This is a genomic window from Streptomyces sp. NPDC101227 (genome assembly GCF_044767545.1).
Classification (GTDB): Bacteria; Actinomycetota; Actinomycetes; order Streptomycetales; family Streptomycetaceae; genus Streptomyces.
Genome location: NZ_JBIWOD010000002.1, coordinates 386,419 through 412,698 on the forward strand (window position 1 = coordinate 386,419; position 26,280 = coordinate 412,698).

19 protein-coding genes are annotated in these 26,280 nt (G+C 69.9%); 9 read left to right on the plus strand and 10 right to left on the minus strand.

Annotation, left to right across the window (positions count from 1 at the left end):
- The first annotated feature begins 853 nt into the window (after positions 1–853).
- Positions 854–1,930: a mechanosensitive ion channel family protein gene (locus ACIRPT_RS05540; protein WP_403822609.1), complete on the plus strand. Its 1,077-nt coding sequence runs from the start codon at positions 854–856 to the stop codon at positions 1,928–1,930.
- 42 nt (positions 1,931–1,972) lie between these two features.
- Here ACIRPT_RS05540 and ACIRPT_RS05545 read toward each other — a convergent pair whose 3' ends face one another.
- From ACIRPT_RS05545 to ACIRPT_RS05570, 6 genes are all read right to left on the minus strand, one after another.
- Positions 1,973–4,150: an FUSC family protein gene (locus ACIRPT_RS05545; RefSeq protein WP_403823385.1), complete on the minus strand. Its 2,178-nt coding sequence runs from the start codon at positions 4,148–4,150 to the stop codon at positions 1,973–1,975.
- Between the two features lie 214 nt (positions 4,151–4,364).
- Positions 4,365–5,324, minus strand: coding sequence for an ornithine cyclodeaminase family protein (locus tag ACIRPT_RS05550; RefSeq protein WP_403822612.1), 960 nt, complete (start codon positions 5,322–5,324; stop codon positions 4,365–4,367).
- Between the two features lie 147 nt (positions 5,325–5,471).
- Entirely contained in the window at positions 5,472–6,695 is a 1,224-nt protein-coding gene (locus tag ACIRPT_RS05555; RefSeq protein ID WP_403822615.1) for a chitinase, read from the minus strand.
- Between the two features lie 149 nt (positions 6,696–6,844).
- The gene (xylB, locus tag ACIRPT_RS05560) at positions 6,845–8,248 is read right to left on the minus strand and encodes a xylulokinase (RefSeq protein ID WP_403822618.1); all 1,404 of its coding nucleotides are present in this window, start codon (positions 8,246–8,248) and stop codon (positions 6,845–6,847) included.
- 53 nt (positions 8,249–8,301) lie between these two features.
- Entirely contained in the window at positions 8,302–9,300 is a 999-nt protein-coding gene (locus ACIRPT_RS05565) for a zinc-dependent alcohol dehydrogenase family protein (protein ID WP_403822621.1), read from the minus strand.
- A gap of 83 nt (positions 9,301–9,383) precedes the next feature.
- Positions 9,384–10,190 (minus strand): DeoR/GlpR family DNA-binding transcription regulator, encoded by an 807-nt coding sequence (locus ACIRPT_RS05570; protein ID WP_403822624.1) that lies wholly within the window; start codon positions 10,188–10,190, stop codon positions 9,384–9,386.
- Positions 10,191–10,346: 156 nt separating this feature from the next.
- Between ACIRPT_RS05570 and ACIRPT_RS05575 the strand changes: the two genes are divergently transcribed.
- From ACIRPT_RS05575 to ACIRPT_RS05600, 6 genes are all read left to right on the plus strand, one after another.
- Positions 10,347–11,693 carry an MFS transporter gene (locus ACIRPT_RS05575; RefSeq protein ID WP_403822627.1) on the plus strand — a complete coding sequence of 449 codons (1,347 nt, stop codon included), beginning with the start codon at positions 10,347–10,349 and terminating at the stop codon, positions 11,691–11,693.
- Between the two features lie 75 nt (positions 11,694–11,768).
- Positions 11,769–12,719: a sugar-binding transcriptional regulator gene (locus tag ACIRPT_RS05580; RefSeq protein ID WP_403823387.1), complete on the plus strand. Its 951-nt coding sequence runs from the start codon at positions 11,769–11,771 to the stop codon at positions 12,717–12,719.
- Positions 12,720–12,843: 124 nt separating this feature from the next.
- Positions 12,844–14,232, plus strand: coding sequence for an ABC transporter substrate-binding protein (locus ACIRPT_RS05585; protein ID WP_403822630.1), 1,389 nt, complete (start codon positions 12,844–12,846; stop codon positions 14,230–14,232).
- Positions 14,213–15,181: a carbohydrate ABC transporter permease gene (locus tag ACIRPT_RS05590; protein ID WP_403822633.1), complete on the plus strand. Its 969-nt coding sequence runs from the start codon at positions 14,213–14,215 to the stop codon at positions 15,179–15,181. Before ACIRPT_RS05585 ends, ACIRPT_RS05590 begins: the two co-directional genes overlap by 20 nt.
- On the plus strand, positions 15,178–16,050 hold the full coding sequence (locus tag ACIRPT_RS05595; RefSeq protein WP_403822636.1) for a carbohydrate ABC transporter permease: 873 nt from the start codon (positions 15,178–15,180) through the stop codon (positions 16,048–16,050). Before ACIRPT_RS05590 ends, ACIRPT_RS05595 begins: the two co-directional genes overlap by 4 nt.
- A gap of 283 nt (positions 16,051–16,333) precedes the next feature.
- Positions 16,334–16,819, plus strand: a complete 486-nt coding sequence (locus ACIRPT_RS05600) for an ATP-binding protein (protein ID WP_403822639.1) — start codon at positions 16,334–16,336, stop codon at positions 16,817–16,819.
- Positions 16,820–16,994: 175 nt separating this feature from the next.
- Here the strand turns inward: ACIRPT_RS05600 and ACIRPT_RS05605 are convergent, their stop codons facing one another.
- From ACIRPT_RS05605 to ACIRPT_RS05620, 4 genes are all read right to left on the minus strand, one after another.
- Complete coding sequence (locus ACIRPT_RS05605) at positions 16,995–18,689, minus strand: ABC transporter family substrate-binding protein (RefSeq protein ID WP_403822641.1); 1,695 nt, start codon at positions 18,687–18,689, stop codon at positions 16,995–16,997.
- Positions 18,690–18,792: 103 nt separating this feature from the next.
- On the minus strand, positions 18,793–20,970 hold the full coding sequence (locus tag ACIRPT_RS05610; RefSeq protein WP_403822644.1) for a dipeptide ABC transporter ATP-binding protein: 2,178 nt from the start codon (positions 20,968–20,970) through the stop codon (positions 18,793–18,795).
- A 64-nt stretch (positions 20,971–21,034) separates the two neighbouring features.
- Complete coding sequence (locus ACIRPT_RS05615) at positions 21,035–22,063, minus strand: ABC transporter permease (RefSeq protein ID WP_403503354.1); 1,029 nt, start codon at positions 22,061–22,063, stop codon at positions 21,035–21,037.
- A gap of 51 nt (positions 22,064–22,114) precedes the next feature.
- The gene (locus tag ACIRPT_RS05620) at positions 22,115–23,095 is read right to left on the minus strand and encodes an ABC transporter permease (protein WP_403503351.1); all 981 of its coding nucleotides are present in this window, start codon (positions 23,093–23,095) and stop codon (positions 22,115–22,117) included.
- Positions 23,096–23,489: 394 nt separating this feature from the next.
- Here ACIRPT_RS05620 and ACIRPT_RS05625 point away from each other — a divergent pair, with 394 nt between their 5' ends.
- A complete protein-coding gene (locus ACIRPT_RS05625; RefSeq protein WP_403822649.1) occupies positions 23,490–25,478 on the plus strand; it encodes a tetratricopeptide repeat protein in 1,989 nt (662 codons plus the stop codon).
- A gap of 152 nt (positions 25,479–25,630) precedes the next feature.
- The gene (locus ACIRPT_RS05630; protein WP_403822652.1) at positions 25,631–26,239 is read left to right on the plus strand and encodes a TetR family transcriptional regulator; all 609 of its coding nucleotides are present in this window, start codon (positions 25,631–25,633) and stop codon (positions 26,237–26,239) included.
- The last annotated feature ends 41 nt before the right edge of the window (positions 26,240–26,280 follow it).

Genomic DNA, 26,280 nt, shown 5'->3' on the forward strand with positions numbered 1-26,280 from the left:
CCGTCTTCGTCCGCCCGGATGACGGCCTCCTGGCGCCCTTCGCTGACTGCTTGTACGGTTCCAGCCCTGCGATTGTCCATCTCTACTCCTGTTGTGTTCGCGGTGTGTTCTGTTGCCATTTCCGCGGCAGTGCGGGTGACCCGAGGGGCACCCTGGCGCGGCTGCCGCCGTTCACGCTCTTCCGTGATTCTTCGGGGGATGAGAAATGCCGGAAGGGCGGAAAGCTCAGATGCTTCGGGGAGTGGGGCGGCCCACTCGCCACCTCCTCACGCTCAAGGTCATTATGGCGCCGGAAGACCACAAATCCCGCGATGCATGGCAGTTCTCTCACCCCTACGCCTAACCATTCCCTTTCATGTAAATCGGCGTGCATCGGGTTATCCGCAGCACTTCCGCACTCCGGCGCGTGCAGGGCCGATTAATCCGTCCCGTGCGCCTCCCGTATGGCCGGCGCGCCGTAACGGGCAACGGGACAGCGGCAATCCGGCGGGCCGGTCGGCCGGGTTCCGCCGTACGCTCCTGATTCACGGAACATTGCGATAATCGTGTAGTGCGAAAGTCGGGTTGCATTGCCTGTCGGTGTGGGGGTGGCGGAGGGGATTGCCAAGGGCGACGATGGAGAAGTCACGCGCCCGGCACTGAACTCTCCACCTGCACAGGGAATCTGACAGGTGCTCCTCCCTGGGGCACCTGCGGTGTGCCGGGCCGCGTGCGGCAGGATGGCAGCTCGTGTCGGGGCGTCCACGGATGTCTCGGCGCATTCGCAGCCCTAGAGACAAGCAGGTGGCAAGGTGACGAAACTTCACTTCCGGCGCTCAGCAGTACCGTTTATCCGGGCCGTGGGAGCCGGCCGGTGAACCGCACGCTCACACTGCACGACATCATCGTCGCCGGGGCCGCGCTGGCCGCCGGCATCGCGGCAGGCCTGCTGTTGCGAGTGGCCCTGCGGTGGCTGGGGAAGCACGCGCGCAGGACGCGCTGGAGCGGCGACGACGTCATCGTGGATGCGCTGCGGTCCGTGGTGCCGTGGGCCGCGATATGCGGCGGCCTGGCGGCGGCCACCGCGGCGCTGCCGTTCACCGCGACGGTCGGACGCAACGTCAACCGGACGCTGACCGTACTGCTCATCCTGGTGGGCACGCTCACCGCGGCCCGCGTGATCACCGGCCTGGTGAAGTCCCTCGCGCAGTCCAGATCCGGCGTGGCGGGATCGGCCACCATCTTTGCCAACATCACGCGCATCGTCGTGCTGGCGCTGGGCTTTCTCGTCGTACTGCAGACCCTGGGCATCTCCATAGCCCCGCTGCTCACCGCACTCGGTGTGGGCGGCCTCGCGGTCGCCCTGGCGCTGCAGGACACCCTCGCCAATCTCTTCGCGGGCGTGCACGTCCTCGCCTCCAAGACGGTGCAGCCCGGTGACTACATCCGGCTCAGCAGCGGCGAGGAGGGCTATGTCGTCGACATCAACTGGCGGAACACCGTGGTGCGCCAGCTCTCGAACAACCTGGTGATCATCCCCAACGCCCAGCTGGCCGGTACCAACATGACCAACTTCACCCGGCCGGAACAGCAGCTGTCGATCCTGGTACAGGTCGGAGTGGGCTACGACAGCGATCTCGAACACGTCGAGCGGGTCACCACCGAGGTCGTCGCAAGCGTGATGACCGATATCAGCGGCGCCCTCCCCGACCATGAACCGGCCGTCCGCTTCCACACCTTCGGAGACTCCAGGATCGGCTTCACGGTGATCCTGGGAGTCGGCGAGTTCAGCGACCAGTACCGGATCAAGCACGAGTTCATCAAGCGCCTGCACCAGCGCTATCGGGCCGAGGGCATCCGCATTCCCGCGCCGACGCGGACCGTGGCGCTGCAACAGTCCGACGAGATCGCCATTCCGCACCAGCGGGGAACGCTGGACATGACGCCGTAGGGCGCCCGGCCGCCGCGACGGGGGCGGGGCCGACGGCCGCCGTCAGCCGTTCTTCCGCCCGCCGCGCCCCGCCACCGGCACCTCGAGGGCGCGCGCGATACCCACCACGCCCTCGTCGAGCCGCTGGAGGTGCCGCAGCACGCGGAAGGTGACGGTGCCCGACTGCGCCCCCGGGGAGCCGCCCGCTTCCAGCATCGAGGCGATGCTGGCGCCGGCCGCGACTTCGCCCTCGGCGTCTTCGTCCTGTACGCGCGCGACGATGAGGTCGATGTTGCGTGCGATGCGCCCGCCGACGCGTTCGAGCCTGGGGTCGGCCGCCACCGTCTTGCTGGACGGCAGGAGTTCGGCCGTCGCCGCCAGGGAACGGGCGTGATAGGCGCAGGTCTCCAGCAGCGCCACCAGATAGCGGGCGGTCTGCCGGCGTACGCGCAGCGGCGTGATGGGATGCATCAACGGCTGGGTGGAGTCGCGCAGATCGTTCAGCGCGGTGTCCAGGTCACGCGCCTGGCTCAGCAGGTCGACGGCCGGGCCGCCGCTGAGCTGCTCCACGGCCGCGGACACCGCCTCGCGCAACCGCACCAGAACGGTGCCCAGGTGTTCGTCCGTACGGCGGTCCGTGTGCACCGGCAGCACCACCACCGCGGCGACGATCCCGCAGGCCGCGCCCAGTGCCGTTTCCTCGATGCGCAGCACCAGCGTGGCCAGGCTGTAGGTGTTGAGGAGCGTGTAGAGCAGGCCGAGCATCGCGGTGACGAAGAAGGACATCAGCGCGTACGACAGCGGCGCGGTGAAGAACATCCCGAAGACGCAGAGCAGGACCAGGGCGAACGCGGTCCAGGTGTGATTGCCCACCAGGCCGGCGAGCCCGACACCGGCGACCACGCCGAGCGCCGTCCCCAGCAGCCTGCGGTAGCCCTTGACCAGGATCTCGCCCGTGGAAGCGGTGTTGAGGAACACCACCCAGCAGGTCAGGACCGCCCAGTACCAGCGCTGGCTGGAGAGGAACTCGCCACCGACGATGGCCAGCGCGGAGCCCACCGCGACCTGGAACGCGGCCCGGGTGGTGGGCCGCTGGAGCCCGGTGCGGTCGTCCTCGCTCTCCTCCGCTCCGACGATCGCGAGGTCCTCGGCGTCGAACTCCTCCCGCGAGCGGGTGGTGGCCGAGGTGTCATCGGACTCGTCCTGCGGCCCGTCCAGCGCCAGCCGCAGGCCCAGGACGGCGCGTGCGGCCTCACCGAGACCGCGGAAGGCGTCCTGAACGGCGGGCGAGGCGCGCGGCAGGTTGTCCTCGTCGCGATAGCCGAGCAGCCTGTTCCGTACGTGGGCGAGCGCGGTGCCGCGGTCATCCGGTGCCCGCCGGGCGACCAGCAGATGGAGCGCTTCGAGGTCCCGGCGCAGCGTGGTCAGGGCATCGCCCTCGGCCTGCATACGGTTCGCCGTGGCCGGCACGGTCGCATGTGGCAGATGCATGGTGAGGGTGTCGGTGCGCTCCGCGCTGCGGGCGTTGAGCAGCGTCATCCCCAGCCGTTCGGCGGCGATCTCGGCGTCCGCGACCCGGCGCTGCAGCAGCCCCGCGGTGGTCGCGTCACGGGTTCCCTCCTCCAGGCGCCCCTGGATCATCAGCGCCGCTTCGTGCAGCCGGGAGGTGTGCCGCCGCAGGTCGTCGAGGACGTTGTCCAGTTGCTTCGGCCCGGCGTCCACGAGCTCCAGATGGGTGGCCACCAGCTGCGCGAGGCGCGCCCGGAAGGCCTCCCGCAGTCGGCTCAGGGTGCGTTCGGGCGTGTCGGGAACGAGGGCGAACCGTACGACCGCGCTGCACGCGAACGCGATGGCCAGGGTCACGAACAGCTCCGGCAGGGCCGGCACGGTGGCGTGGACGAACAGCGAGATGAAGTAGACCTGAAAGCCGATCAGTCCCAGCGCCATGCCGCGGTCGCCGAAGCGGCGGGCGTAGACGGCGCCGAAGATCAGGGCGAGGAAGAACAGGTCGCCGGCGATGACCTTGCTGTGGAGCAAGGACCCCAGCGTCACGGCGGCGAGCGCGACGGGCAGGCCGAGGGCGAGGGTGACCGCCTGGCCGCGCACTTCCTTCTCCCTGATGGCGAACGTCGCGACCATGGCCGCCATCGCGCCCGCGACCATGAGGGTGACGCCGGTGTGGAGCAGCGCGAGTGCGACGAGGGTGAGCACGATCGCCCCCACCGTCCGCAGCCCCGCCATCAGCCGCAGCAGCCCGGGGTCGGATGCCGCGAAGCGGTTCCAGGTGCCGGTACCGGTCCGTCGTATCGCTGCTATCACGCTGCCGTACGCTCCCCATTTTCGGCATCGGCCGAGGCCATGCGCACCCTCGGCCGGGCGCCCCCAGCATCGCATGACGCCTGGCCGGGGCCGCCGTCGGCCGGATCGGGGCGGTCCGCCCGGATTCGTCTCCCGCTCAGCCTCCGTGCGCGGGCGGGGCCGAGTGCTCCTCCTCGGCGGCCTCGTAGGCGGCGCCCGCCACGGCGAGGTCTTCCCACGCCATGCCCACGCTCTTGAAGAGCCGGGGGCGCGCCGGGTCCGCGGTCGCGGCTCCGGTGGCCAGGTCGGCGAGCGGGACCAGCGACTCCCGGTCGAGGTGGCCGCTGTCCAGGTCCGGGATGAGGTCCCCGGCTTCGCGTACGGCGGCGGACCGGGACTCGACCACGACCGTGCAGCCGCGGACGGTGGCGCTGTCGACCTCGCGGCTGCCGCGTTCGTGGGATCCGACCGCCATGACCGTGGCGTGCGGCATCAGCAGGGTGCCGTCGAACAGCGGAGTCCTGGCCGTGGTGCAGCAGGCGACGAGGTCGGCGGTCGCGACGGCGGAGGGATCGCCGGGTCCGACGTCGAGCCCCGTGTCCCGGCGGGCGGCTTCGACGAATCGCCCGACGTTCGCGGGAGTGCGCCCCACGACGGTGACACGGGTGAGGGGCCGGACCACGCGCAGCGCCTCCAGGTGCCGGTGCGCCTGGGGTCCGGTGCCGAACACCACCAGGTGTCGGGCGTCGGGTGCGGCGAGCATGTCGGCGGCGAGGGCGGATACGGCGGCGGTGCGCACGGTGGTCAGCGCGATCCCGTCGAGCAGTGCCAGCGGGGCGAGTGTCGGGGCGTCGAACAGCAGGTACTGGCCCTGTACGCGGGGGAGTCCGGCGGCCGGGTTGTCCGGCGCGACGGTGGCGATCTTGACCCCCGCGTACCGGTTGCGGTGCGCGGGCATCAGGAGCAGCTGGCCGTGTTCCACGGGCACGATGGTCCGGGGCGGGTCGGACTCGGGGTCCGTCCCGCTCCGCAGGGCGGCGCGCAGCGCGTCGATGGCGGCGGCCATCGGCAGTGCGCGCAGGAGGCCGTTCTCGCTGATGATCCGAGTCGCTGTCATGGTGCGAAGCTAACCGGGGAAGGGCGTCCGAGGTGTGACGGCAGGGGCGGTTCGTGGCGTTCCCGGGTGCGGCGGGGACTTCGTACTCCCGCCGCACCCGGGTATCCGGAGAGCAGCGGCCGGGCGGACCGCTCCTTTCCTGCGGGATCAGCAGGGGCCCAGGTCCTGCCAGACCCCCGAGCCGCCGGTGGAGGGCGTCTCGCCCTGGGTCCACCATTTGGCCTGCCAGGTGTGGCCGTTGTCCGAGACCTTGTCGCCGCCCACGTAGACGGTGCCGGGGCTGTAGGCGGCGGCGGTGCAGGTGCCGTTGCCCGGTGGTGTGGTGGGCGGCGGGGTGGTGGGCGGAGTGGCCCCGGCGAACTTCACCGAGTACTTGGTGAAGTCGTACGCGCCCTGCGGAACGCTGCTGCAGGTGCCGGACGTCCTGCCGTTGTTGTCCGGCGGGGAGCACTGCCGGTCGCGGTTGACGGACCAGTTGGTGAAGCGTGCCATGTGGTGGCCGGTCGCGAAGTCCAGCACGGTCTGGAAGTCCGCCTGGGTGAAGTACTCCCCGGTGTCGCTGCGGCCGTTCATCTGCGAGATGCCCTCGTGGGCGTACGCGGTGGCCTCGTCCCAGCCGAAGGTGGACCGCAGGAGGGAGTTGAAGTTCGTCAGGGCCGCGGTCTGCGCAGCGGCCCCGTTGAAGCCGCCGTCGAAGGGCATGATCGAGAAATTGTCCGGGGTGAAGGACTGGGACTTGGCCTCGTTGAGCATCTGCTTGCCGAACCAGCCGGTGCCGTCGGCCGTTCCTGCGGTGGTGATGGAGAGGTAGATGCCGGGGTTCTTCTGCTGAAGGATCTTGGCGGCCCCGATTTCGTTGTGGATGGCGGCGGCGTTCTCGTACTCCGGCTCCTCCAGGTCGAAGTCGAGCGCCTTGAGGCCGTACTTGTCGACGACCTGCTGGTACGCGGCGGCCGTCGCCTCGGGGGTGGCGCAGCTCTGCCCGAGCTTGGTGCCGCCGTAGCCGCCGACGGAGGCGGAGACGTCTCCGCCCTTGGCGCGGATCGCGGATATCACGCCGGCGACCGCGGTGTCCGAACCCACGGGGCTCGTACCGTCCCAAGTCGGCGAACAGCCACCGCCGTTCGGCGCCAGGATGAAGGCGAGCTGGAAGGCCTTGAGGCCGGTGGCGTCCATCACCGTCCTGGCGTCCGGCGGGTCGTTGTCGAGCGGCATGAGATAGGGCGCCGCCGCGTACCAGTTGCTGCCCACGGCTTTCGGGGCCGGGGCGGCGGCGCGGTGGCCGGCGGCGAGAGCCGTGCCGGCCGCCGCGAGCGCGAGGCATGCCGCCGAGGCTGCGGCGGCGAGAGTTCTGACGTTGCGAGATGGCACATGCCCTCCCAGGAGCGAGAGTGGTCCAGACCAATCGCCCACAGAGTGGCCCCTCGTCATGAGTGCGTCAACACTTTGGACTGGACCAAGTCCGGGACCGGGGCAAGTGCCGAGGTGAACTCATCGCGCCCGAGGCCGGCGGCGGTGACTCACCCGTGGACCGTCGACCGGGCGTGCGCGTAGGCCGCACGGATGCGTCGGCCGGTGGAGCCGTCGGCGGGGACCGGGATCCGTCGCGCCGTGGCGAGCGGCCAGTGCGGCGGCTCGGGGGTGCCCGCCAGCGCCCAGGCGGCCTGGCGGGCGGCGCCCAGGGCGACGTACTCCTCGGGTTCGGGCACGGTGACCGGCGTACCGAAGACGTCGGCGGCGATCTCGCCGACCACGGGTGCCTTGGCGGCCCCGCCGATGATGAGGACGCGCCGGGCGCTGACGCCCTGGGCGCGCAGCCGGTCGAGGGCGTCGGCCATGTTGCACAGCATGCCCTCGACGGCCGCGCGGGCGAAGTTCGGCGGGTGCATGTTGGCCTTGCGCATGCCCATCAGACTCCCGGCGGCCTCGGGGAGGTTGGGGGTGCGTTCGCCGCCCAGATAGGGGAGCAGGACGAGGCCGCCGGCGCCGGGTTCGGCCTGGCGGGCGAGCGGGTCGAGGTCGTCGAGTGCGATGCCGAGCATGCGGGCGGTGGAGCTGAGCACCCGGGCGGCGTTGAGGGTGCACACCAGCGGCAGGAAGCGGCCGGTGGCGTCGGCGAAGCCGGCGACGGCGCCGGTGGGGTCGGCCACGGGGTGCGGGGAGAGGGCGAAGGCGGTGCCGCTGGTGCCCAGGGAGATGACCACGTCGCCCGGCTGGAGGCCCAGGCCCAGGGCGGCGCCCATGTTGTCGCCGGTCCCGGCTGCCACCAGGGCGCCGTGCGGGGTGCGCCCGGCCGCCTCGTACGGGCCGAGCACACGGGGCAGTTCGGGAGTACGGCCGCCGAAGGCGAGGGCGAGCAGGTCGCGGCGGTAGGCGCCCTCGGCCGGTGACCAGTAGCCCGTGCCGGAGGCGTCCCCGCGGTCGGTGACCGGTTCGGCGCGGGTACCGGGGCCGCCGCACAACTGCCAGGTCAGCCAGTCGTGCGGCAGCAGCACCCGGTCCGTACGGTCCGCGTGGTGCGGCTCGTGCTCGGCCAGCCAGCGCAGCTTGGCGACGGTGATGGCCGCGACCGGTACGGTGCCGACCGCCTCGGCCCACTTCTCCGGCCCGCCGAGCTCCTCGACGAGATCCGCCGCGGCCCGCGCGGCGCGGGTGTCGTTCCACAGCAGCGCATCGCGCACCGGCCGCCCGGCCGCGTCGAGGGCCACCAGGCCGTGCTGCTGCCCGGCGACCGCGAGGGCATCGACGTGTTCCAGGAGGCCGTCGTCCGCCTCGCGGAGCGCCCGCCACCATGCCTCGGGGGTGATCTCGGTGCCCTCGGGGTGGGCGGCGCGGCCCCGGTGGAGGACCTTCCCGGTGTCGGCGTCGCAGACGACGACCTTGCAGGACTGGGTAGAGGAGTCCACCCCGGCAACTGTGGGCATGACGTTGTCTTTCGCTTCCGCTTTCGTGCAACGGGACGTGAGGGAAGGGGAGTTCAGGCCTGCGGGCGGATCTGGATCTTGCGGCCGGAGCCGTCCCGGAACGTCTGCAGGGCGGCGCCGAATTCGTCCAGTCCGAAGCTGTGGGTGATCATCGTGTCGGCGTCGATGACTCCCTTCGCCATCAGGTCCACGGCACGCCCGAAGCTGTGCAGGACGGCCATCGACCCGACGATGGTGATCTCGTCGTTGTAGACGCTGAACGGCGAGAACGACGCCTTGGCGGCCGAGGGCGCGACGCCGAACTGCTGGAAGGTGCCGCCGCGGCGCACCCGGGTCAGGCCGTCCTCGATGACGGGGATGACGCCGGTGCAGTCGATGACGGTCTCCCAGCCCTGCGGCCGGTCCAGCGCCGAGGCGCTCGCTCCCGTGGCGTCCGCACCGAGCCGTTCGGCGATCTCCAGCCGGTCCTTGTTGATGTCGACGACCGAGAGGGACGCCGCACCGGCGGCCTTGGCGAGTTGGAGCATCATCAGGCCCATGGTGCCCGCGCCGTAGATGAGGTAGTGATCGCCGAGGCGGCGCGGCAGGACGTCGAAGCCGCGTACCGCGCAGGACAGCGGCTCGATCAGCGTGCCCTGCGCGACGTCGACGTTCTCGGGCAGCCGGTAGCAGTTGGCGGCCGGCACCTTGACGTACTCGGCCATCGCGCCGTCCACGGTGTCGCCGATCGCGCCCCAGTTCTCGCACAGGTTGCCGTGCCCGATCGAGCAGTAGTGGCAGGCGCCGCAGAACAGCGACGGGTCGACGGCGACCCGCTCCCCGGTGCGCAGACCGCTCACTCCCGCCCCCAGCGCGACGATCTCGCCGGTGAACTCATGACCGGGAACGATCGGATACGGGGTGGGCGCGAACTCCCCCTGGACGATGTGCACATCGGTGCCGCAGATGCCCACCGCGGCGGGCGCGACGATGACCTCGCCGGGGCCCGGGGTGGGGTCATCGACGGTGGTGACCTCGTAGTGCCCGGGGGTGTGGATGACGACAGCACGCATGGATCGGGGCCTTTCTCGGGGATGCGCTCAAGGGGGATGCGCCCGAGCGGACGCGTTCGGGGGCGGGGGAGTCTCGGGTCGGCTCAGTTCTGGGGGCCGTCGGCGCGGACCTCGACGGTGCGGACCTCGACGCCGAGGTCGCGGACGGGGCGCAGTTCGCTCTCCGGGGTTGCGGAGTCGGTGACCAGCAGGTCGTAGCCGCCGACGTCGCCGTAGGGGTAGGTGGCGGTGCGGCCGAACTTGCTGTGGTCGACGGCCAGTACGGCGCGGTCGGCCGCCTGGAGATACGCCTGCTTGTTGTCCGCGTATTCGCGCACCGGGTGGAAGAGCCGGCCGGCGCTTATCGATGTGGCGGTGACGAAGGCGACGGTGGCGCGGATGTCCTGCAGCTGGCGCCGGGTCCCGGGGCCGGCGCAGGACTCGAAGTCCTCGTAGAAGCGGTCACCCAGCAGCGTCACCTCGGCGGGCGACGCCGCCAGGAGGTAGGCGATGCGCAGCGAGTTGGTGATCACCCGGATCCCGTCGACGGTGGCGAGCCGGCGGGCGAGCGGGAAGAGCGTGGAGCCGCAGTCGATCAGCACCGTGTCGCCCGGGGCGACCTCCGCCACGAGCGCATCGGCGATGGCGGTCTTGACCTCGACCTGGGCGTTCTCCCGGAAGCGCAGCGCGCTCTCCATGGCGACGTTGGAGAAGGCCGTCGCCACTCCGCGGCCCTTGCGCAGCAGCTGCCGCTCGTGGAGGTTGTCCAGGTCCCGGTGCATGGTCATCACGCTGACGTGCATGCGCCCGGCGAGTTCGGCGATGCGTATCTCGCCTTCCTGGGCGACATGGCGCAGCACCGCCTGACGGCGCTCCTCGACCTCGGCCTCGGAGCCGCGACTCGCTCTCAACGTGGGCACCCCCGTTCGTTTCCGCGGCGGTCTGCCGGCGTGCTCTCACCCTAGAACATCACACACTTTATGTGAAGCTCTTGAAATTCTCTGTGAGGTTGTTCAGTCTGATGGCCATCTCCGGGCGAACGCCCGGCCCCTCAGGAGGTCCCCGCAGTGCTGCGCACACCCCAAGAGAGCGATCCCTCGCTGCCCCGCCCCGCCGTCCTCGGGATCCCCCGGGCCCTCATATGGGGCTATGTCGGCGTCCTGCTCTTCATGATCGGCGACGGTGTGGAGACCAGCTATCTGCCCACGTACTTCAAGACCGACCTCGGCTTCGCGGAGGCGAGCGTCGGCGTCATCTTCACGGTGTACGGGGTCACCGCCGCCGTGGGCGCCTTCCTGGCCGGCGGGCTCTGCGATCTGTGGGGGCCGCGCCGGGTGATGATGGCCGGCGCCGTCTGCTGGGCGGTACCGCACGCCTTTCTGCTCGCGGTGGCCGTGCCCTCCCACTCCTACCCGCTGATCCTGGTCAGCTACGGCCTGCGCGGCTTCGGGTATCCGCTGTTCGCCTACGGATTCATGGTCTGGATCATGGCGGGCGCCCCGGAGCGCCAGCTCGGCAAGGCGCTCGGCTGGTTCTGGTTCTGCTTCACCATGGGCTACCCCGTCATCGGCTCGGCCCTGGTCTCGCTCCTCAAGCCCACGATCGGCTTCTACCGCACGCTGTGGGTATCGCTGGCGATGATCGTCTCGGGCGCCCTGGTCGTCATCCTCCTGCTGCGCGAACGCACCGGATTCCAGGGCCTGTCCAGGGGGCCGGAGCGGGCCGGCCTGGCGCGTACCTTCCTGGGCTGTTTCACCGTCATGTTCGCCAAGCCGCGCGTCGGCATGGGGGCGTTGGTCCGGCTCATCAACACCACCTCGCAGTTCGGCGTGTGGGTCTTCATGCCGCTCTTCCTCGTCGACCGGATCGGCTTCAGCGCGCAGGAGTGGGCCTCGCTGCTGATCGTGATGATGGTCAGCAACCTCGCCTGCGTCGTGACCTTCGGCGCGCTCGGTGACAGGTGGAGCCGGCGCAAGACCGTCGCCTGGCTCGGCGGCGTGGTCTCGGCGCTCGCCTGTCTGGCGCTGTACTACGTACCCGAGGCCGCGGGCCACGACTACCTGCTCGTCGCGATCGCCGCGGGCGCGCTGGGCGTCGGCATGGCCGGGTACGTCCCCTTGCCGCCGCTCATGACCTCGCAGGATCCGGAACGCAAGGGGCAGATCATGTCGGCGTACACGCTGGGCGCCGGCGCGAGCATGGCCTTCGGCCCGCTCATCGGCACGGTGTTCATCGGCGTGATCGGCATGGGCGGAGTCATGGGGATCTATGCCGCCCTGCATCTGCTCAGCGCCGTCCTCGTGCTGTGCATGAAGACGCCCGAGCCGCGCGCGGACGACGGTGCGCATGCCGTCGCGCACCGGGCGGAGCGGCAGACGGTGGGGGCGTTGACAGCGCCCTCAAGGGAGCTTTAATGGGGAAAAGGTGCATATGAGACGTATGTGCTCATTCGAGCACTGAGTGCGGCACCCGGAAAGGCCAGGGCTGATATGCGCACCCACCACACCGGCCCGGAATACCTGGTGCAGACCGCCGCGATGGCGACGAGGTTCTACCTCGAGGGCAAATCCAAGATGGAGATCGCGGAGGAGTTCGGCATCAGCCGGTTCAAGGTGGCCAGGACGCTGGAGTCCGCCCTCCGCGACGGCCTGATCCGGCTGGAGATACGCCTGCCCGCCGAACTCGACGCCACCCTCTCCGACGCCCTGCGCACGCGCTACGGCCTGCGGCACGCCATCGTCATCGACTCACGGCAGGAGGTCGTGGACGACACGGTCCAGGCCACCCGCCGCCTCGGTGCGGTCACCGCCGACCTGCTGGCCGAGATCGTCACCGACAACGATGTTCTCGGGCTCGTCTGGGGCCCCGAGGTCGAAGCCGTCGGCCTCGAACTGACCACGCTCGCCCGGTGCACGGTCGTCCAGCTCTGCGGAGTCACCCCGCTGCGTCCGGTCAACGTGACCGCCGTGGAGGCGGTGCGACGGGCCGCCACCATAGCCAGGGGCGTGGTCCACCCCATCTATGCGCCGCTGCTGCTGCCCGATGCCACGGCGGCCCGGATGCTGCGCGAGCAGCCCGGCGTCGTCGACGCGGTCCGCCGCTTCGGCGACGTGACCAAGGCCGTGGTCACGGTCGGCGGCTGGGGCCCGGGGCTCTCCACCGTCTACGACGCGCTCAGCGACGCCGAACGCGAGGACTACCGGCGCCGCGGCGTCTGCGCCGAGGTCGCCGGCCGCCCGCTCGACGCCGAGGGCCGCGACATCGTCCCCGAGCTCACGGAACGGATCATCGCCATCAGCTACGACGAACTGCGCAAGGTCCCCGACGTCATCCTCATGGCCGACGGCATCGAACGGGCCACCGCCGCCTCGGCCGCGCTGAAGACCGGCCTCTTCAACGGCCTGGTCACCGACGCCAGGGTCGCCGAGAGCCTGCTCTAGGAGGACGGCATTCACGGCCCGCCATCCGCGCGCTGCGCCCGTGGGCGCGGGGTCTTTGCTCCGTTGGCCGTGGTGCGGAAGGATTCCCGCATTGTTGCCCGGAGCGGGGTGAAAGGTGCCAGCCGTGAGAGCAGGACGCCATGGAGCGAGCGGCCGAAGCCGCTCCGGCCGCGCTGCCGGAGCGGCGGCCGTGGCCCTGGCCGTCGTCGTGGCGGCCGGCGGCTGCTACCGGGGCGCCGGCGATGTCGGCAACGCCGGCCGCCACACCATCAATGTGCTGATGGTCAACAACCCGCAGATGGTGGACCTCCAGCGGCTGACCGCCGAGCACTTCACCAAGGAGACCGGCATCAAGGTGAATTTCACCGTGCTGCCGGAGGACGATCTGCGCGACAAGATGAGCCAGGACTTCTCCAGCCAGGCCGGGCAGTACGACGTGGCAAGTCTCAGCAACTACGAGACGCCGATCTACGCCCGTAACGGCTGGCTGACCGAGCTGGGGGCGCGTGCCGCCAAGGACCCCTCGTTCGATCAGAGCGACATCCTGCCGCCGGTCCGGAAGTCCCTCACGGCCGCCGACGGCAAGATCTACGCGGAGCCGTTCTACGGCGAGTCATCGTTCCTGATGTACCGCAAGGACCTCGTCAAAGAGGCGGGGCTCACCATGCCGGCCCGCCCCACCTGGCACCAAGTCGCTGATATGGCAGCCAAGTTGGACGGATTCCGTAAGGGGATGAAGGGGATCTGCCTGCGCGGCCAGCCCGGCTGGGGCCAGCTCATCGCCCCGCTGACCACCGTCGTCAACACCTTCGGCGGGACATGGTTCACCAAGGACTGGAAAGCGCGGCTGGACAGCCCGGAGTTCACCAAGGCCACCCAGTTCTACGTCGATCTGATCCGCAAGCACGGCGAGGCGGGCGCCCCACAGGCGGGCTACACGGAGTGTCTCAACGACATGCAGCAGGGCAAGGTCGCCATGTGGTACGACGCGACCGCCGGCGCCGGATCCCTGGAGAGCGGCGACTCCAAGGTCGCGGGCAAGGTCGGCTACGCACCGGCGCCGGTGGAGCGGACCGCCGAATCCGGCTGGCTCTACACCTGGGCGTGGGGCGTGCAGAAGGCCGGTACGCACCAGGACGCGGCCTGGAAGTTCATCCGATGGGCCTCCGGCAAGGGGTACGAGCGGCTGGTGGGCCGGGAACTGGGCTGGTCGAAGGTGCCCGGCGGCAAGCGGGCCTCCCTCTACCGCAACCCGGAATACACCCGGTCCGCCCGCGCCTTCGCGGGTCCGACCGAACGGGCCATCACCTCGGCCCGGCCCGACGACCCAGGGGTCCAGCCCCGCCCCGTACCCGGCATCCAGTTCGTGGACATCCCCGAGTTCTCCGACCTGGGGACCAAGGTCTCCCACGAGATCAGCTCGGCCATCGCCGGCAAACAGAGCGTGCCCGCCGCACTCCGCCACAGCCAGCGACTGGCGGAAGAGGTGGCCCGTGCCTACCAAGGCCACTGAGGCCTCGCCGCACGGCCCCAACGGCGCACCTCGCGCCCGCCGCCGCACGGCCCTGGACCGCGCCGGGGCGCGGGCCCGCCGCGCGCCCCTCCTGCCCGCCCTCGTCTTCCTCATCGTCGTCACCCAGCTCCCGTTCGTGGCGACGGTGGTGATCTCCTTCCTGCGCTGGAACGCGCTCGCCCCCGAAAACCGCGGCTTTGCCGCCCTCGCCAACTACCGGGCCGTCGTCACCGATCCGGCCCTGCGCGCCTCGGTGGCCACGACCGTGCTGCTGACCGTGACCGTGGTGCTGGTCAGCCTGCTGCTGGGGCTGGGCCTCGCGCTGCTGCTGAACCGCGGCTTCCGCGGCCGCGGCATCGTCCGGACGCTGCTCATCACGCCCTTCCTGATCGTGCCGGTCGCCGCGGCCCTGCTGTGGAAGCACGCCCTGTTCAATCCCTCCTACGGCCTGCTCAACGGCACGCTGACCTGGCTGTGGAGCCTGTTCGGCGGCGCCGGTCCACCGCAGCCGGACTGGCTGACCAGGACCCCGCTCGCCGCCGTGGAGGTGGCGCTGATCTGGCAGTGGACGCCCTTCATGATGCTGATCCTGCTGGCCGGACTGCAGAGCCGACCCGCCGACGCCGTCGAGGCCGCCCTGGTGGACGGCGCCTCCCCCTTCGACATCTTCCGCTATCTGACCCTGCCGCATCTGCGCCGCTACCTGGAGCTGGCCGCCCTGCTCGGGACCATCTACGTCGTGCAGAACTTCGACGCGGTCTTCACCATCACCTCCGGCGGCCTCGGCACCGCCAACCTCCCGTACACCATCTATCAGACCTTTTACCAGGCCCATGACTACGGACGGGCGTCCGCGCAGGGCGTCGTGGTCGTGCTGTGCTCGCTGCTGGTGGCGACCTTCGCACTGCGCACCGTCTCGTCCCTGCTGCGCGAGGAGGGAACCCGATGACCCGCGCGCCGCGGGCCGCGCGCCGGCTGCCCGCGCCCGTCCGCCGCCGGCGTCGCCGGAACGCGTACCTGGGCCTGCTGGCCTGGTGGTGCGCGCTGCTCTTCTTCGTGCCCGTCGCCTGGATGGTGCTCACCTCGCTGCACAGCGAGACGGACGCGGCGACCAACCCGCCCAGCCTCGGCGCACCCCTGACCCTGCACGGCTACCGCGAATTCTTCGGCGAGGGCAGCGGCGTGAGCCCCTGGCCGCCGCTGATCAATTCGCTGACGGCGTCGGTGTTTTCCACGCTCCTGGTTCTCGCCCTGGCAGTTCCCGCCGCCTACGCCCTCTCCATCAAGCCGGTACGTAAGTGGAGCGACGTCCTTTTCTTCTTCCTCTCGACGAAGATGCTGCCGCTGGTGGCCGGGCTGCTGCCGGTCTACCTCGTCGCGCAGAACACCGGGATGCTGGACAACATCTGGCTGCTGGTCATCCTCTACACCTCGATGAATCTGCCGATCGCGGTATGGATGATGCGCTCCTTCCTCGCCGAGATCCCGGTGGAGATCCTCGAGGCCGCCTCGATCGACGGCGCGGGACTGGCCACCACCCTGACCCGGATCGTGGCGCCGGTCGCGCTGCCCGGCATCGCCGCCACGGCGCTGATCTCGTTCATCTTCAGCTGGAACGAGCTGCTCTTCGCCCGGGTCCTGACCGGCGTCGTCGCCGGAACCGCGCCGGTGTTCCTGACCGGCTTCGTCACCAGCCAGGGCCTTTTCCTGGCCAAGGTCTGCGCCGCCGCCACCGTCATTTCCCTCCCCGTACTCATCGCCGGATTCGCCGCCCAGGACAAACTCGTCCAGGGCCTCTCCCTCGGCGCCGTGAAATGAGCGGTTGATCGCCCGGCCAGGCATCTCACCGGACATCGTCGGTCCACTGCGCACAGTCACGAAAAGCAAGGTCAGATGCTCGTGTGAGCGCAATTCGCTCATCTTTGAAATGAGCCCTCGCAAATCGTTGACATTGCTTTCTGCGGATCTTTAATGGAAGGGAAATTGCATATATGAGCTGTATGTGCTCATTTGAGCAAAATGCGGATGCGGCCACGTTGATGGCCGTGCTGATGTGATGGCCGTGCCGATGACGCACTTGCCCGCTTGAAGGGTTAATCCAATGACTGCTGTGGCTGATCTCGCCATCCCCTGTGATGTCGAAATGGCTTCCGTCTCGCTCACGTTGCCCGCAGTCCTGCCCTCCGCCCGGCACGCGCGGACCTTCACGGCGGAGTCGCTGCGGCTGTGGGGCGAGAGTGAAGAATCCACCGAAGCGGCCGTGCTCATCGTCTGCGAGCTGGCCACCAACGCCATTTGCCACGGGGCACGACCGCCGGCCGCGTGCGGGAGCGAGCGAGGGCCGGATTCCGTGATCACTCTCCGGCTGGTGCTGGAAGTCGATGTGCTGCACATCGAGGTGCACGACGCGTCCGCGGTCCTGCCCGTCCAGCGCGCGGCCGGCCGGGACGAGGACTGCGGACGCGGGATGGTGATCATCGCGGCGCTCGCCGAGTCCTGGACCTGCGGCGTGGATCCCGGTGGCGGCAAGTGGGTCCGCGCGACCCTCGCGCGCCATGGCCGTGGGGGACTCAGCTCAGTGGCCTGAGAGCCGGCACACAGGCCATACCGCGGGCGCCCGGTTCGCCGGACTTCGGGACCTCCAGCACCACACCGCACGACTCACGGCGCGGCGGCGCTGGGCGGATTCGGCCGCGCAAAAGGGCCGGACTCGTCCCGTACGAGTCCGGCCCATTTTGCGCGGGGGTCAGCCGCTCAACTGGCTACTTGAGGAACCCGATGCGCTCGTAGACCGGGTCGGTCATGCCGAGCGCGCCCATGTTGGCGAGCTTCTTGTTGATGGCCGCGATGTCGGGGCGCTGGTAGAGCGGCAGAACGCCCGCGACCTGCCAGGCCTCCGCGTCGGCCTGGTTGGTCTGCTTGAGCGCGCCGGCCGGGTCGGCGGCGTTCGTGCTGGCCGCGATCAGGAGGTCGTCCAGCTTCTTGCTGCCGATGCGGGCGGTGTTGTTGCCGCCCTTGGCCGCGTAGATGTTGGTGGATCCGCTCGCGGCGAACGGTGTGCCGAGCAGGGTGTAGGGCGTGATGTCGAAGTCGCCCGGGGTGATGTACTTGTCGAAGAAGTCGTTGGTCGGCACCGTCTGGACCTGCAGCTTCACGCCGATCTGCTGGTACATCTGCGTCAGCATCGAGCCCTCGTTGGTGGACGCGGGAGTGCCGGACGGGATGACGAACCGCAGCGACAGCTCCTTGCCGTCCTTCTTGCGGATCTTGCCGCTGAGCTTCCAGCCCGCCTCGTCCAGCAGCTTCCCGGCCGCCTTCGGGTCGTACTTACCGAGCTCGCCCGCGTTGTTCTGGTACCCCTTCTGGTTGTCGACGAGGAGATGGTTGTCCAGGGTGGACGGCTTCCAGCCCAGGCCCTTGAGGTCCGACTTGGCGATCGTCGCGCGGTCGGTGGCCATGAAGAGCGCGTGGCGGACCTTGGGGTCCTTCAGCTTGTCGCTCTGGCCGTTGAACGTGAACTGGCGGTAGTTGGGGCCGCCCGCTTCCCGGATCTCACCGGCCGCCACCTTGGACGCCTGCTTGAATGCAGAGGCGTCGCCGCCGATGTCGAAGTAGTCGACCTCACCGTTGGCGAAGGCGCCCGGCATGGAGGCCTGGTCCATCGCATGGAAGACGATCTTGTCCAGCTTGGGCTTGTCGCCCCACCACTTCGGGTCCGCCACCACGGTGACCGTCTTGGCGGACTTGTCGATGCTGCCCACCTTGAAGGCGTTGCCGGTGACCGGGATCTTGTTGACGTAGGCGGTGTTGAAGCCCTTGGCGTCGGAGACGTACTTCGCCGGGTAGAGCGGCTGGTTGGCCGCCGAGTTGAACATGCCCTTCCAGTCCGCGAACGGCTTGTCGAAGGTCATGACGGCCTCGTAGTCGTCCTTGCCCTTCTTGACATCCGCCACCTGGTCGAAGCCGACGGTGGAGGTCACCTTGAACGCCTTGTCATGCCCGCTCAGGGCGCGGGTGTTGGCGGCGATGTCCTTCCAGGTGATCGGCGTGCCGTCGGACCACTTGGCCTTGGGGTTCAGATGCCAGGTGACGACCTGCTTGCCCTTGACGGTCTTGGTCGAGGCGTCCAGCAGGAACGCCTTGTTCGGGATCTGCTCGCCGTTCGCCTGCGAGGTCCAGAAGCTCGGCATGAGGGATTTCATCACCTCGGTCGGGCCGGCCTGGAGTCCGTCGATCTCGACGATGTTCCACTGGGTGGCGAACGTCTGGATGGCCCAGTTCATCGTCCCGCCCTGCTTGAGCTTCGCGGGGTCGGTCGCCTTGATGTTGATGGAGGTCGACTTCTGCGGGGCCTTCTGCTCCGCGTCGTCGCCGTCCGAGCCGCCGCAGGCGGTCAGCGCGAGCGACGACACGGCGAGCGTCGCGACGAGGGCGAGTGGATATCGGGAGACCTTCACGAGTTCCTCTTCCTGGGTGGCCGGTGATGTGCCGGCCACCGGTGTGTGGGGTGGAGCAGGCGTCCGGGCGGTCAGCGCGACGCCGGGTCGGTGCGGCGGCGCCTCACTGCGCCGCCGCCGGCTCGACGACGTCGACCGCCGCCGCGTAGTGGCAGGCCGCTGTGTGGTCCGGTCCGAGGACGGCCGTGGCGGGGTCCTCGTCCCGGCAGCGGGCCTGCTCGCTCTCGCCGAGCCCGGCGTACTTCGGGCAGCGGCCCGCGAACCGGCAGCCGGACGGTACGTCCGCCGGGCTGGGCAGATCGCCGCTGAGCAGGATCCGGCTGCGTTCGCGTTCCTTGCGCGGGTCGGGCAGCGGGACCGCGGACAGCAGCGCCTGCGTGTACGGATGGGACGGCGCGGCGAAGACGTCGTCGGCCGCGCCGAGCTCCACGATCCGGCCGAGGTACATGACCGCGATGCGGTCGGCGATATGCCGTACGACGGACAGGTCATGGGCGACGAAGAGGTAGCTGAGCCCCAGGCGGGTCTTCAGCTCGTCGAGGAGGTTGAGGACACCCGCCTGGATGGAGACGTCGAGGGCGGAGACCGGCTCGTCGAGGATGACCAGCTTGGGTTCCAGCGCGAGGGCGCGGGCGATCGAGATGCGCTGGCGCTGCCCGCCGGAGAACTCCTGCGGATAGCGGTCGGCGTGCTCGGGCTCCAGGCCGACCATGTCGAGGAGCTCGGGGATACGGGCGGCGATCCGCGCCTTGTCCCAGCCATGGGTCTTCAGCGGCTCGGCGAGGATGTCGCCGACCGGCATCCGGGCGTCGAGCGCCGCCATCGGATCCTGGAAGACGATCTGCATATCGCGGCGGAGTCCCTTGCGGTCCGCCCGGCCGAGGCCGCGGATGTCCTTGCCGAAGACGGTGACGGTGCCGGCCTGGCCACTGGGCAGGTCGAGGATCTCCAGCAGGGTGGTGGTCTTGCCGCAGCCGGACTCGCCGACCAGGCCGAGCGTTTCGCCCTCGCGGATGTCGAAGCTGATGCCGTCCACCGCCCGGACGGTGCCGACCGTGCGCTTGACGATCGCGCCCTTGGTGAGCGGGAAGTGCTTGACGAGGCCGTCGAGTTCGAGGACGGTGGCGCGCTCCGCACGCGGCAGCCGCTCGATGGCGGCGGCCTCCGGCAGGACCGGCAGCGGATAGACCGCGTCGCGGTCGAGCCCGGCGCCGATCTCGTGCGCGCGGTGGCAGGCGGTGAGTGGGGTCTCCCCTGCTCGAACGGAGTGGAGAGCTTGGGGAAGGCCGGCGCCCTCGACGACCGCCAACTCCGGTTCCACCGTGCGGCATCGGTCGATCGCGATGGGGCAGCGCGGCGCGAAGGGGCAGCCGGGCGCCAGGTCGACCATCGTGGGCGGATTCCCGTCGATGGGCGTCAGTGCGCGGCGCGCGGTGCCGTCCGCCCGTACCTCGTCCAGCCGGGGGATCGCTCCCAGCAGGCCGATGGTGTACGGCATCCGCGGCGTGTAGTACACGTCGTCGACCGGGCCCGCCTCGACCGGCCGGCCCGCGTACATGACCTGCACCCGGTCGGCGAAGCCGGCGATGACGCCGAGGTCATGGGTGATCATGACGATGGCGGCGCCGGTGACCTCCTGGGCGGTCTTGAGCACCTCCAGGACCTGAGCCTGGATGGTCACATCGAGGGCGGTGGTGGGCTCGTCGGCGATGATCACCTTGGGGTCGTTGGCGATGGCCATGGCGATCATCGCGCGCTGCCGCATACCGCCGGAGAACTCATGCGGGAACGCGTCCACCCGGCGCTTCGAGTCGGGGATGCCGACCACGTCGAGGAGGTCGATGGCCCGTTTGCGGGCGACCGCCTTGTCCAGCGACTGGTGGACCTGGATGGCCTCGATGATCTGGTCGCCGACGGAGTAGACGGGGGTCAGGGCGGACAGCGGGTCCTGGAAGACCATGCCGATGTCCTTGCCGCGGATCTTCGACAGCGCGGCATCGCCGAGGCCGAGGAGTTCGCGTCCGGCGAGCTTGGCGGACCCGGAGACCTCGGCGCTCTCGGGGAGCAGTCCGAGGACGGCCATGGAGGAGACGGACTTGCCGGAGCCGGACTCGCCGACGATGCCGAGGACCTCGCCGGGACGCACGGCGTAGGAGACGCCGCGTACGGCCTGCACCTCGCCCGCTTCGCTCGGGAAGGAGACCGTCAGGTCGCTGACCTCGAGGACGGGCTGCGTCGCGTCGAGGGCCTCGGTGGGCTGGGCCGGGCTGGTCTCGGTCACCGTCGGGGTCCTTCCTGGTGTGCGCCGTGCGCGGGGTGGTGGTGGGGGGTGGGGACGGCGCGTGTCATGAGGCGGCACCCTGGCCGTCCGCGGCCTGCGCCGGGACCGCCGCGTTCGCCCGCCGCGGCTTCGTCTGCTTCTTCTTGCGCGGCGAACGGGCCTTCGCGCCCTTGGCGTTGGGGTCGAGCGCGTCCCGCAGACCGTCGCCGATGAAGGAGATGGAGACGCCGATCAGCACCAGACAGCCGGCCGGGAAGAAGAACAGCCAGGGGTAGGTGGTGGCGTTGGTGGTGTTGTCGGCGATGACCGTGCCGAGGGAGACATCGGGCGCCTGCACGCCGAATCCGAAGTACGACAGGCTGCTTTCGCCGATGACCGCGGCGCCGACCTGGATGACCGTATCGATGATCAGCATCGAGGCCATGCTGGGCAGGATGTGCCGGAAGATGATGACCGGCGCGGGAACGCCCATGTACTTCGCGGCCTTGACGAACTCGCGGTCCTTGAGGGTGAAGGTCATGGACCGTACGACGCGGCCGGTGATCATCCAGCTGAAGGCGCCGAGCAGGACGACGAAAATCAGCCAGGTGGCGCCGCGGAACGCGGGCGACAGCACGGCGATGATCAGGAACGAGGGCATCACCAGCAGCAAGTCGACGATCCACATCAGCACCCGGTCGGTCCAGCCGCCGAAGTACGCGGCGAAGGCGCCGACGGTCGCGGCCAGGAACGTCGAGATGACGCCGACCAGCAGCCCGATGACCAGTGACTTCTGCAGACCGCGCATGGTGAGCGCGAAGAGGTCGACGCCGCCCTGTGTGGTGCCCCACCAGTGCTCCCCGGAGGGGTCGGCGAGGAAGTTCATGTAGTCGTGCTGCTGGTAGTCCCACTTGGTGAGGAACGGGCCGCCGTAGGCGCCGAGGAACAGCAGCACGAGGAGGAACAGCCCGAACAGCGCCAGGCGGTTACGGGTGAAGCGGCGGACGGTCAGCCGCAGACGAGAGGTACGGCCCTTCTCGGGGCGGACTTCTGCGGCATCGGCCGGGATGGGGCCGGGGGTGGGTTCGGTGGCAGGGGGCAGCTGGACGCTCATCGCGCGCTCTCCTGAGGTGCGGTGGGTGGGGTTCGGCCGGCGGGGAGGGTCTCAGCGGACCCGTACGCGCGGATCGAGCGCCGCGTACAGCAGGTCGGACAGCAACCCGGCGATCAGTACCAGTACGGCGGTGAAAAGCCCCACCGTCGCCACGGAGTTGACGTCCTGTTTTTGGATCGAGTCGACGAGCAGCTCGCCCATGCCGTGCCAGCCGAAGGTCTTCTCGGTGAAGGTGGCACCGGTGAACAGCAGCACGATGTTGTAGACCAGCAGCGGCACCACGGGCAGGATCGCGGTCCGCAGGCCGTGTTTGACCAGGGCCTTTCGTCGGCGCAGACCCTTGGCGCGGGCCGTCCGCAGGAAATCGCTGCCGAGGACGTCGAGCATGCTGGAGCGCTGGTAGCGGCTGTAGAGCGCGACCTGAAGGATGATCAGGGTGAGCGCCGGGAGCAGCATGTGCTGGGCGCGGTTGACGAGGGCGTCGAAGTTCCACTGCCCCGCGTACTGCGAGTCGTACTCGCCAAGCACCTTGATGGTCTGCGTTCCGTCGTTGAGGGCGGTGGCACCGATCTTCAGCGCGACACCGATCACGAACACCGGCATGGCCAGCACGAAGAACGAGGCCAGGGTGGTGAACCGGTCGAAGAGCCGGTACTGGCGAATGGCCCCGAACGCGCCGAGGGCGACACCGCCCAGGGAGCCGACGATCGTGGCGAGCAGCAGCAGCCGGGTGGAGACGCCCACCCGTCGGCCGAAATCGTCATTGACGCTGTCGCCGTCGATGGTCTTGCCGAGGTCACCGTGGACGACGCCGTCCGCCCAGTGCCCGAACCGCGTCAGGATCGGCGTGTCCGGGTTCATGTTGTACTCGTCGAGCGTCTTGGTGATGGACGCTGCGGGCAGCGGCGGGTTGCGGCCCTCGAACTTGGCGCGCGGATTGAGGCTGAGCCCCGCGAGGAAGTAGGTCAGTGCCGCCGCGACGACCACCAGGACCAGATAGTTCGCCAGTCGGCGCAGCAGATATCGGCCCATGTTTCGAATGCCTCTCCCTCTTACGCACCGCATCAGCGCGTTGCGGCTGAGGTGGGGGCGGTGCTGTTCGAGCGACATCTTTTAGCGAGAAGACCGGATTGTCGATCACGGGATGTTTACGGACCGGTAACGCCAACTCCACCAAGGGGCGGGGGCATTACGGACACGACCCGGTGAACATGTGGGCCAGAGCGAGTCCTTGCCTGTCATTCGCAGGCGTCACCCGCTTCTCGGGGAATGATGCCCGGTATGCGGACAGCGTGTCGAATGTCACGACGCCCGGGCGTAATTGAAGAAGACTTTACATACGCGGGCGTGTCGGCGCACGGCATTTTGGCGGCGGAATCCACGGACGCGGCTCCTCGCCGCCCGGCTGTTGGGTTAGAAAAGGACGGTGAACCAGTCACCCAACGACCTGAGCGGGAACGCCACCGGCCCGGTCGTCCCAGCGGGCCACGCAGGGCAGTTGCACCTCGCGGCCCTCGAGCCCACCGCGCCGGCCGGTCTGCCGCCGGCCATACCGGAGTTCACGGGCAGGGACGAGGCCCTGAGCCGAGTGACCGCCGCGCTGCATCCCGGCTCCGGCTCCTCGACGCTCGTGGTGTCCACGCTCGCGGGCACGGCCGGCGTCGGCAAGACCGCCCTGGCGCTGCACGCCGCCCATCGCGCGGTGGCTGCGGGCTGGTTCCCCGGCGGCGTGCTCTTCATCAACCTCCAGGGCTACGACGAATACCGCTACGTACGGACCGATATCGCGGTCTCCGTCTTCCTGAGCGCCCTCGGCGTCCCCGACGAGAGCTTCCCTTCGACCTTCGAAGGGCGACTGGCGCTGTACCGCTCGAAGCTCGCGGAACTCGCCGACCGGCGCGGCGCGGCCCTGATCGTGTTCGACAACGCCTCGTCGACGGAACAGATCCGCGCCCTGCTGCCCGGATCCCCCCTTCACCGGGTCGTCGTGACCAGCCGTCACACCCTCGGAGACCTGCCCGGCTCCCGCATCGTGGACCTCGGCGTACTGGAACCACCCGAGGCCGCCGCCCTGATCGCCCGTACGCTCCGCATGCGCCGCCCCGATGACAGGCGTGCCGAGGCCGAGCCCGAGGCCGTCCAGGACCTCACCGACCTCTGCGGCCATCTGCCCCTCGCGCTTGTCGTCGTGGCCTCGATACTGGCCGGCGACCCCGAGCAGTCGGTCGGCGAACTCACCGCGGCGCTGCGCGACCGTGCCACCCGTCTGGAGGAGCTGACCTACGGTGACCGCCGCTCGGTCACCGCCGCCTTCGCCCTGTCCTACGCCAGGCTCACCCCCGACGAGGCCCGGACGTTCCGGTACCTGTCCCTCAACCCGGGGCAGCAGGTGAGTGTGGAGGCGGCCGCCGCGCTCACCGGACGGCCCGTGCCCGCGGCCAGAAAGCTGCTCCGCGCGCTGCGCGACGTCCACATGATCGAGCACGGCAGACCACGCGGCTGGGTCCGCTTCCACGACCTGCTGCGGCTGTTCGCGGAGCGACGCCGCGAGGAGGAGGACGACGCGGCGAGCGTCCAGGCCGCCGTCGACCGGCTCCTGGCCCACTACCGTGACGCCGCCGGCGACGCCACCGAGCGCATCGTGACGGCGGCCCGCCTCCGCAAGCGTGACGACGCCGCGGAGGACTGGCTGGACACCGAGCGCCTGAACCTGCGATCGGCCCTGCATCTGGCGCAGAGGCACGGCCGGCCCGCCATGGCCCTGCCCCTGGCCCACAACGTCAGCTGGTTCCTCCGCCGCCAGCAGGACTGGCACGCCGGCCTGGAGGTGTGCGATATGGCCGTGTACTTCGCCGGCTCCGTTGCCGACGGCGCGCAGCAGGCACTGGCCCTTTACAACAAGGGCGACTTCCTCAAACACAAGCAGGACTTCCACGAGGCGCTGCCCGTATTCGCCGAGGCGCTCGACCTCTACCGCGGGCTCGGTGACCGCATCGGCGAAGCCAGGACCCTGCACAGCATGGGCACGGTCGCCCGGCGCATCGGCCGCTACGCGGAGGCGGAGGGCCGCTACGCCGCCGCCCTGCCCCTCTTCCGCGCGCTCGAAGACCATGCGGCAACGGGCCACACCCTCTTCAACCTGGGGCACACCGCCCGGAATCAGGGCCACCGCGAGGCGGCCCAGGGGCACTACCGGAGCGCCCTGGACATCTACCACCGTCTCGGCAACTCCGCCGGGCGGGCCCGCACCCTGGAACACCTCGGACACCTCGCCGCCACGGACGGCCCGGCCGCGGCGCGCCGCCACTGGGAACAGGCCCGGTCGGCGTACGAGGAAGCGGACCTTCCGCAAAACGCCCAGGAGATGGCCGAGTTGCTGGACGGATTGGGTGGGCCGGCCGGACTGGGCGGATAGCACGCGACGGCCGGCCTCGGCGCGCCGCCGGTGGAGCTCGACGGTCCACCGCTGCTCCTCTGCCATGCGGCGCCACGGACTGCCGTCTATGACACTCGGTATCAATCCGCTACCGAGTGTCATACGAGGCAGCGTGGCGCTACGATTGCCGGGTGATCTCCCGCCCTGAAGGCAGCCTGGCCCAGCGCAAACGTCAGCTCGTCGCGAACGAGCTGACCGAAGCGGCGCTGCAACTACTGGCGCGCAACGGGTTCGACGCGGTCACCATCGACGAGATCGTGACCGCCGCCGGAGTGTCCAAGCGGACCTTCTTCCGGTACTTCGCGTCCAAGGAAGACGTCGTCGTCCAGTTCCTGGCCGACATGGGCACCGGCATCCACGCCGAGTTGGCGGCCCGCCCCGTCGAGGAGCGCCCCTCCGTGTCCCTGCGGCACGCCGTCCGGGTGCCCCTCGACGCCTGCGCCGGCCACTCCGACCGGGCGCTGCGAGTGGTCCAGCTGATTCTGCGCACCCCCGCCCTGCACGCCCGCTTCCTCGAGCGCCAGGCGCAGTGGCGCGACGAACTGACGGCGGAGCTGGCGCGCCGCCAGGGGCTCGACCCCGACACCGATCTGTACCCGCGGCTCGCCGCAGGGATGGCGCTCACCGCCTTCGACGCCGTGCTGCACCGCTGGAGCGGCAGCGACGCTGCCGAGGACCCCGCCGTACTGATCGACCGGGCCTTCGCGGTCATCGCCCCGGCGCTGGACGCCGTCGCATAGCCGGTCTCTTCCGAGCGCGGGCCTCGCGGTGAGGGGTGCGG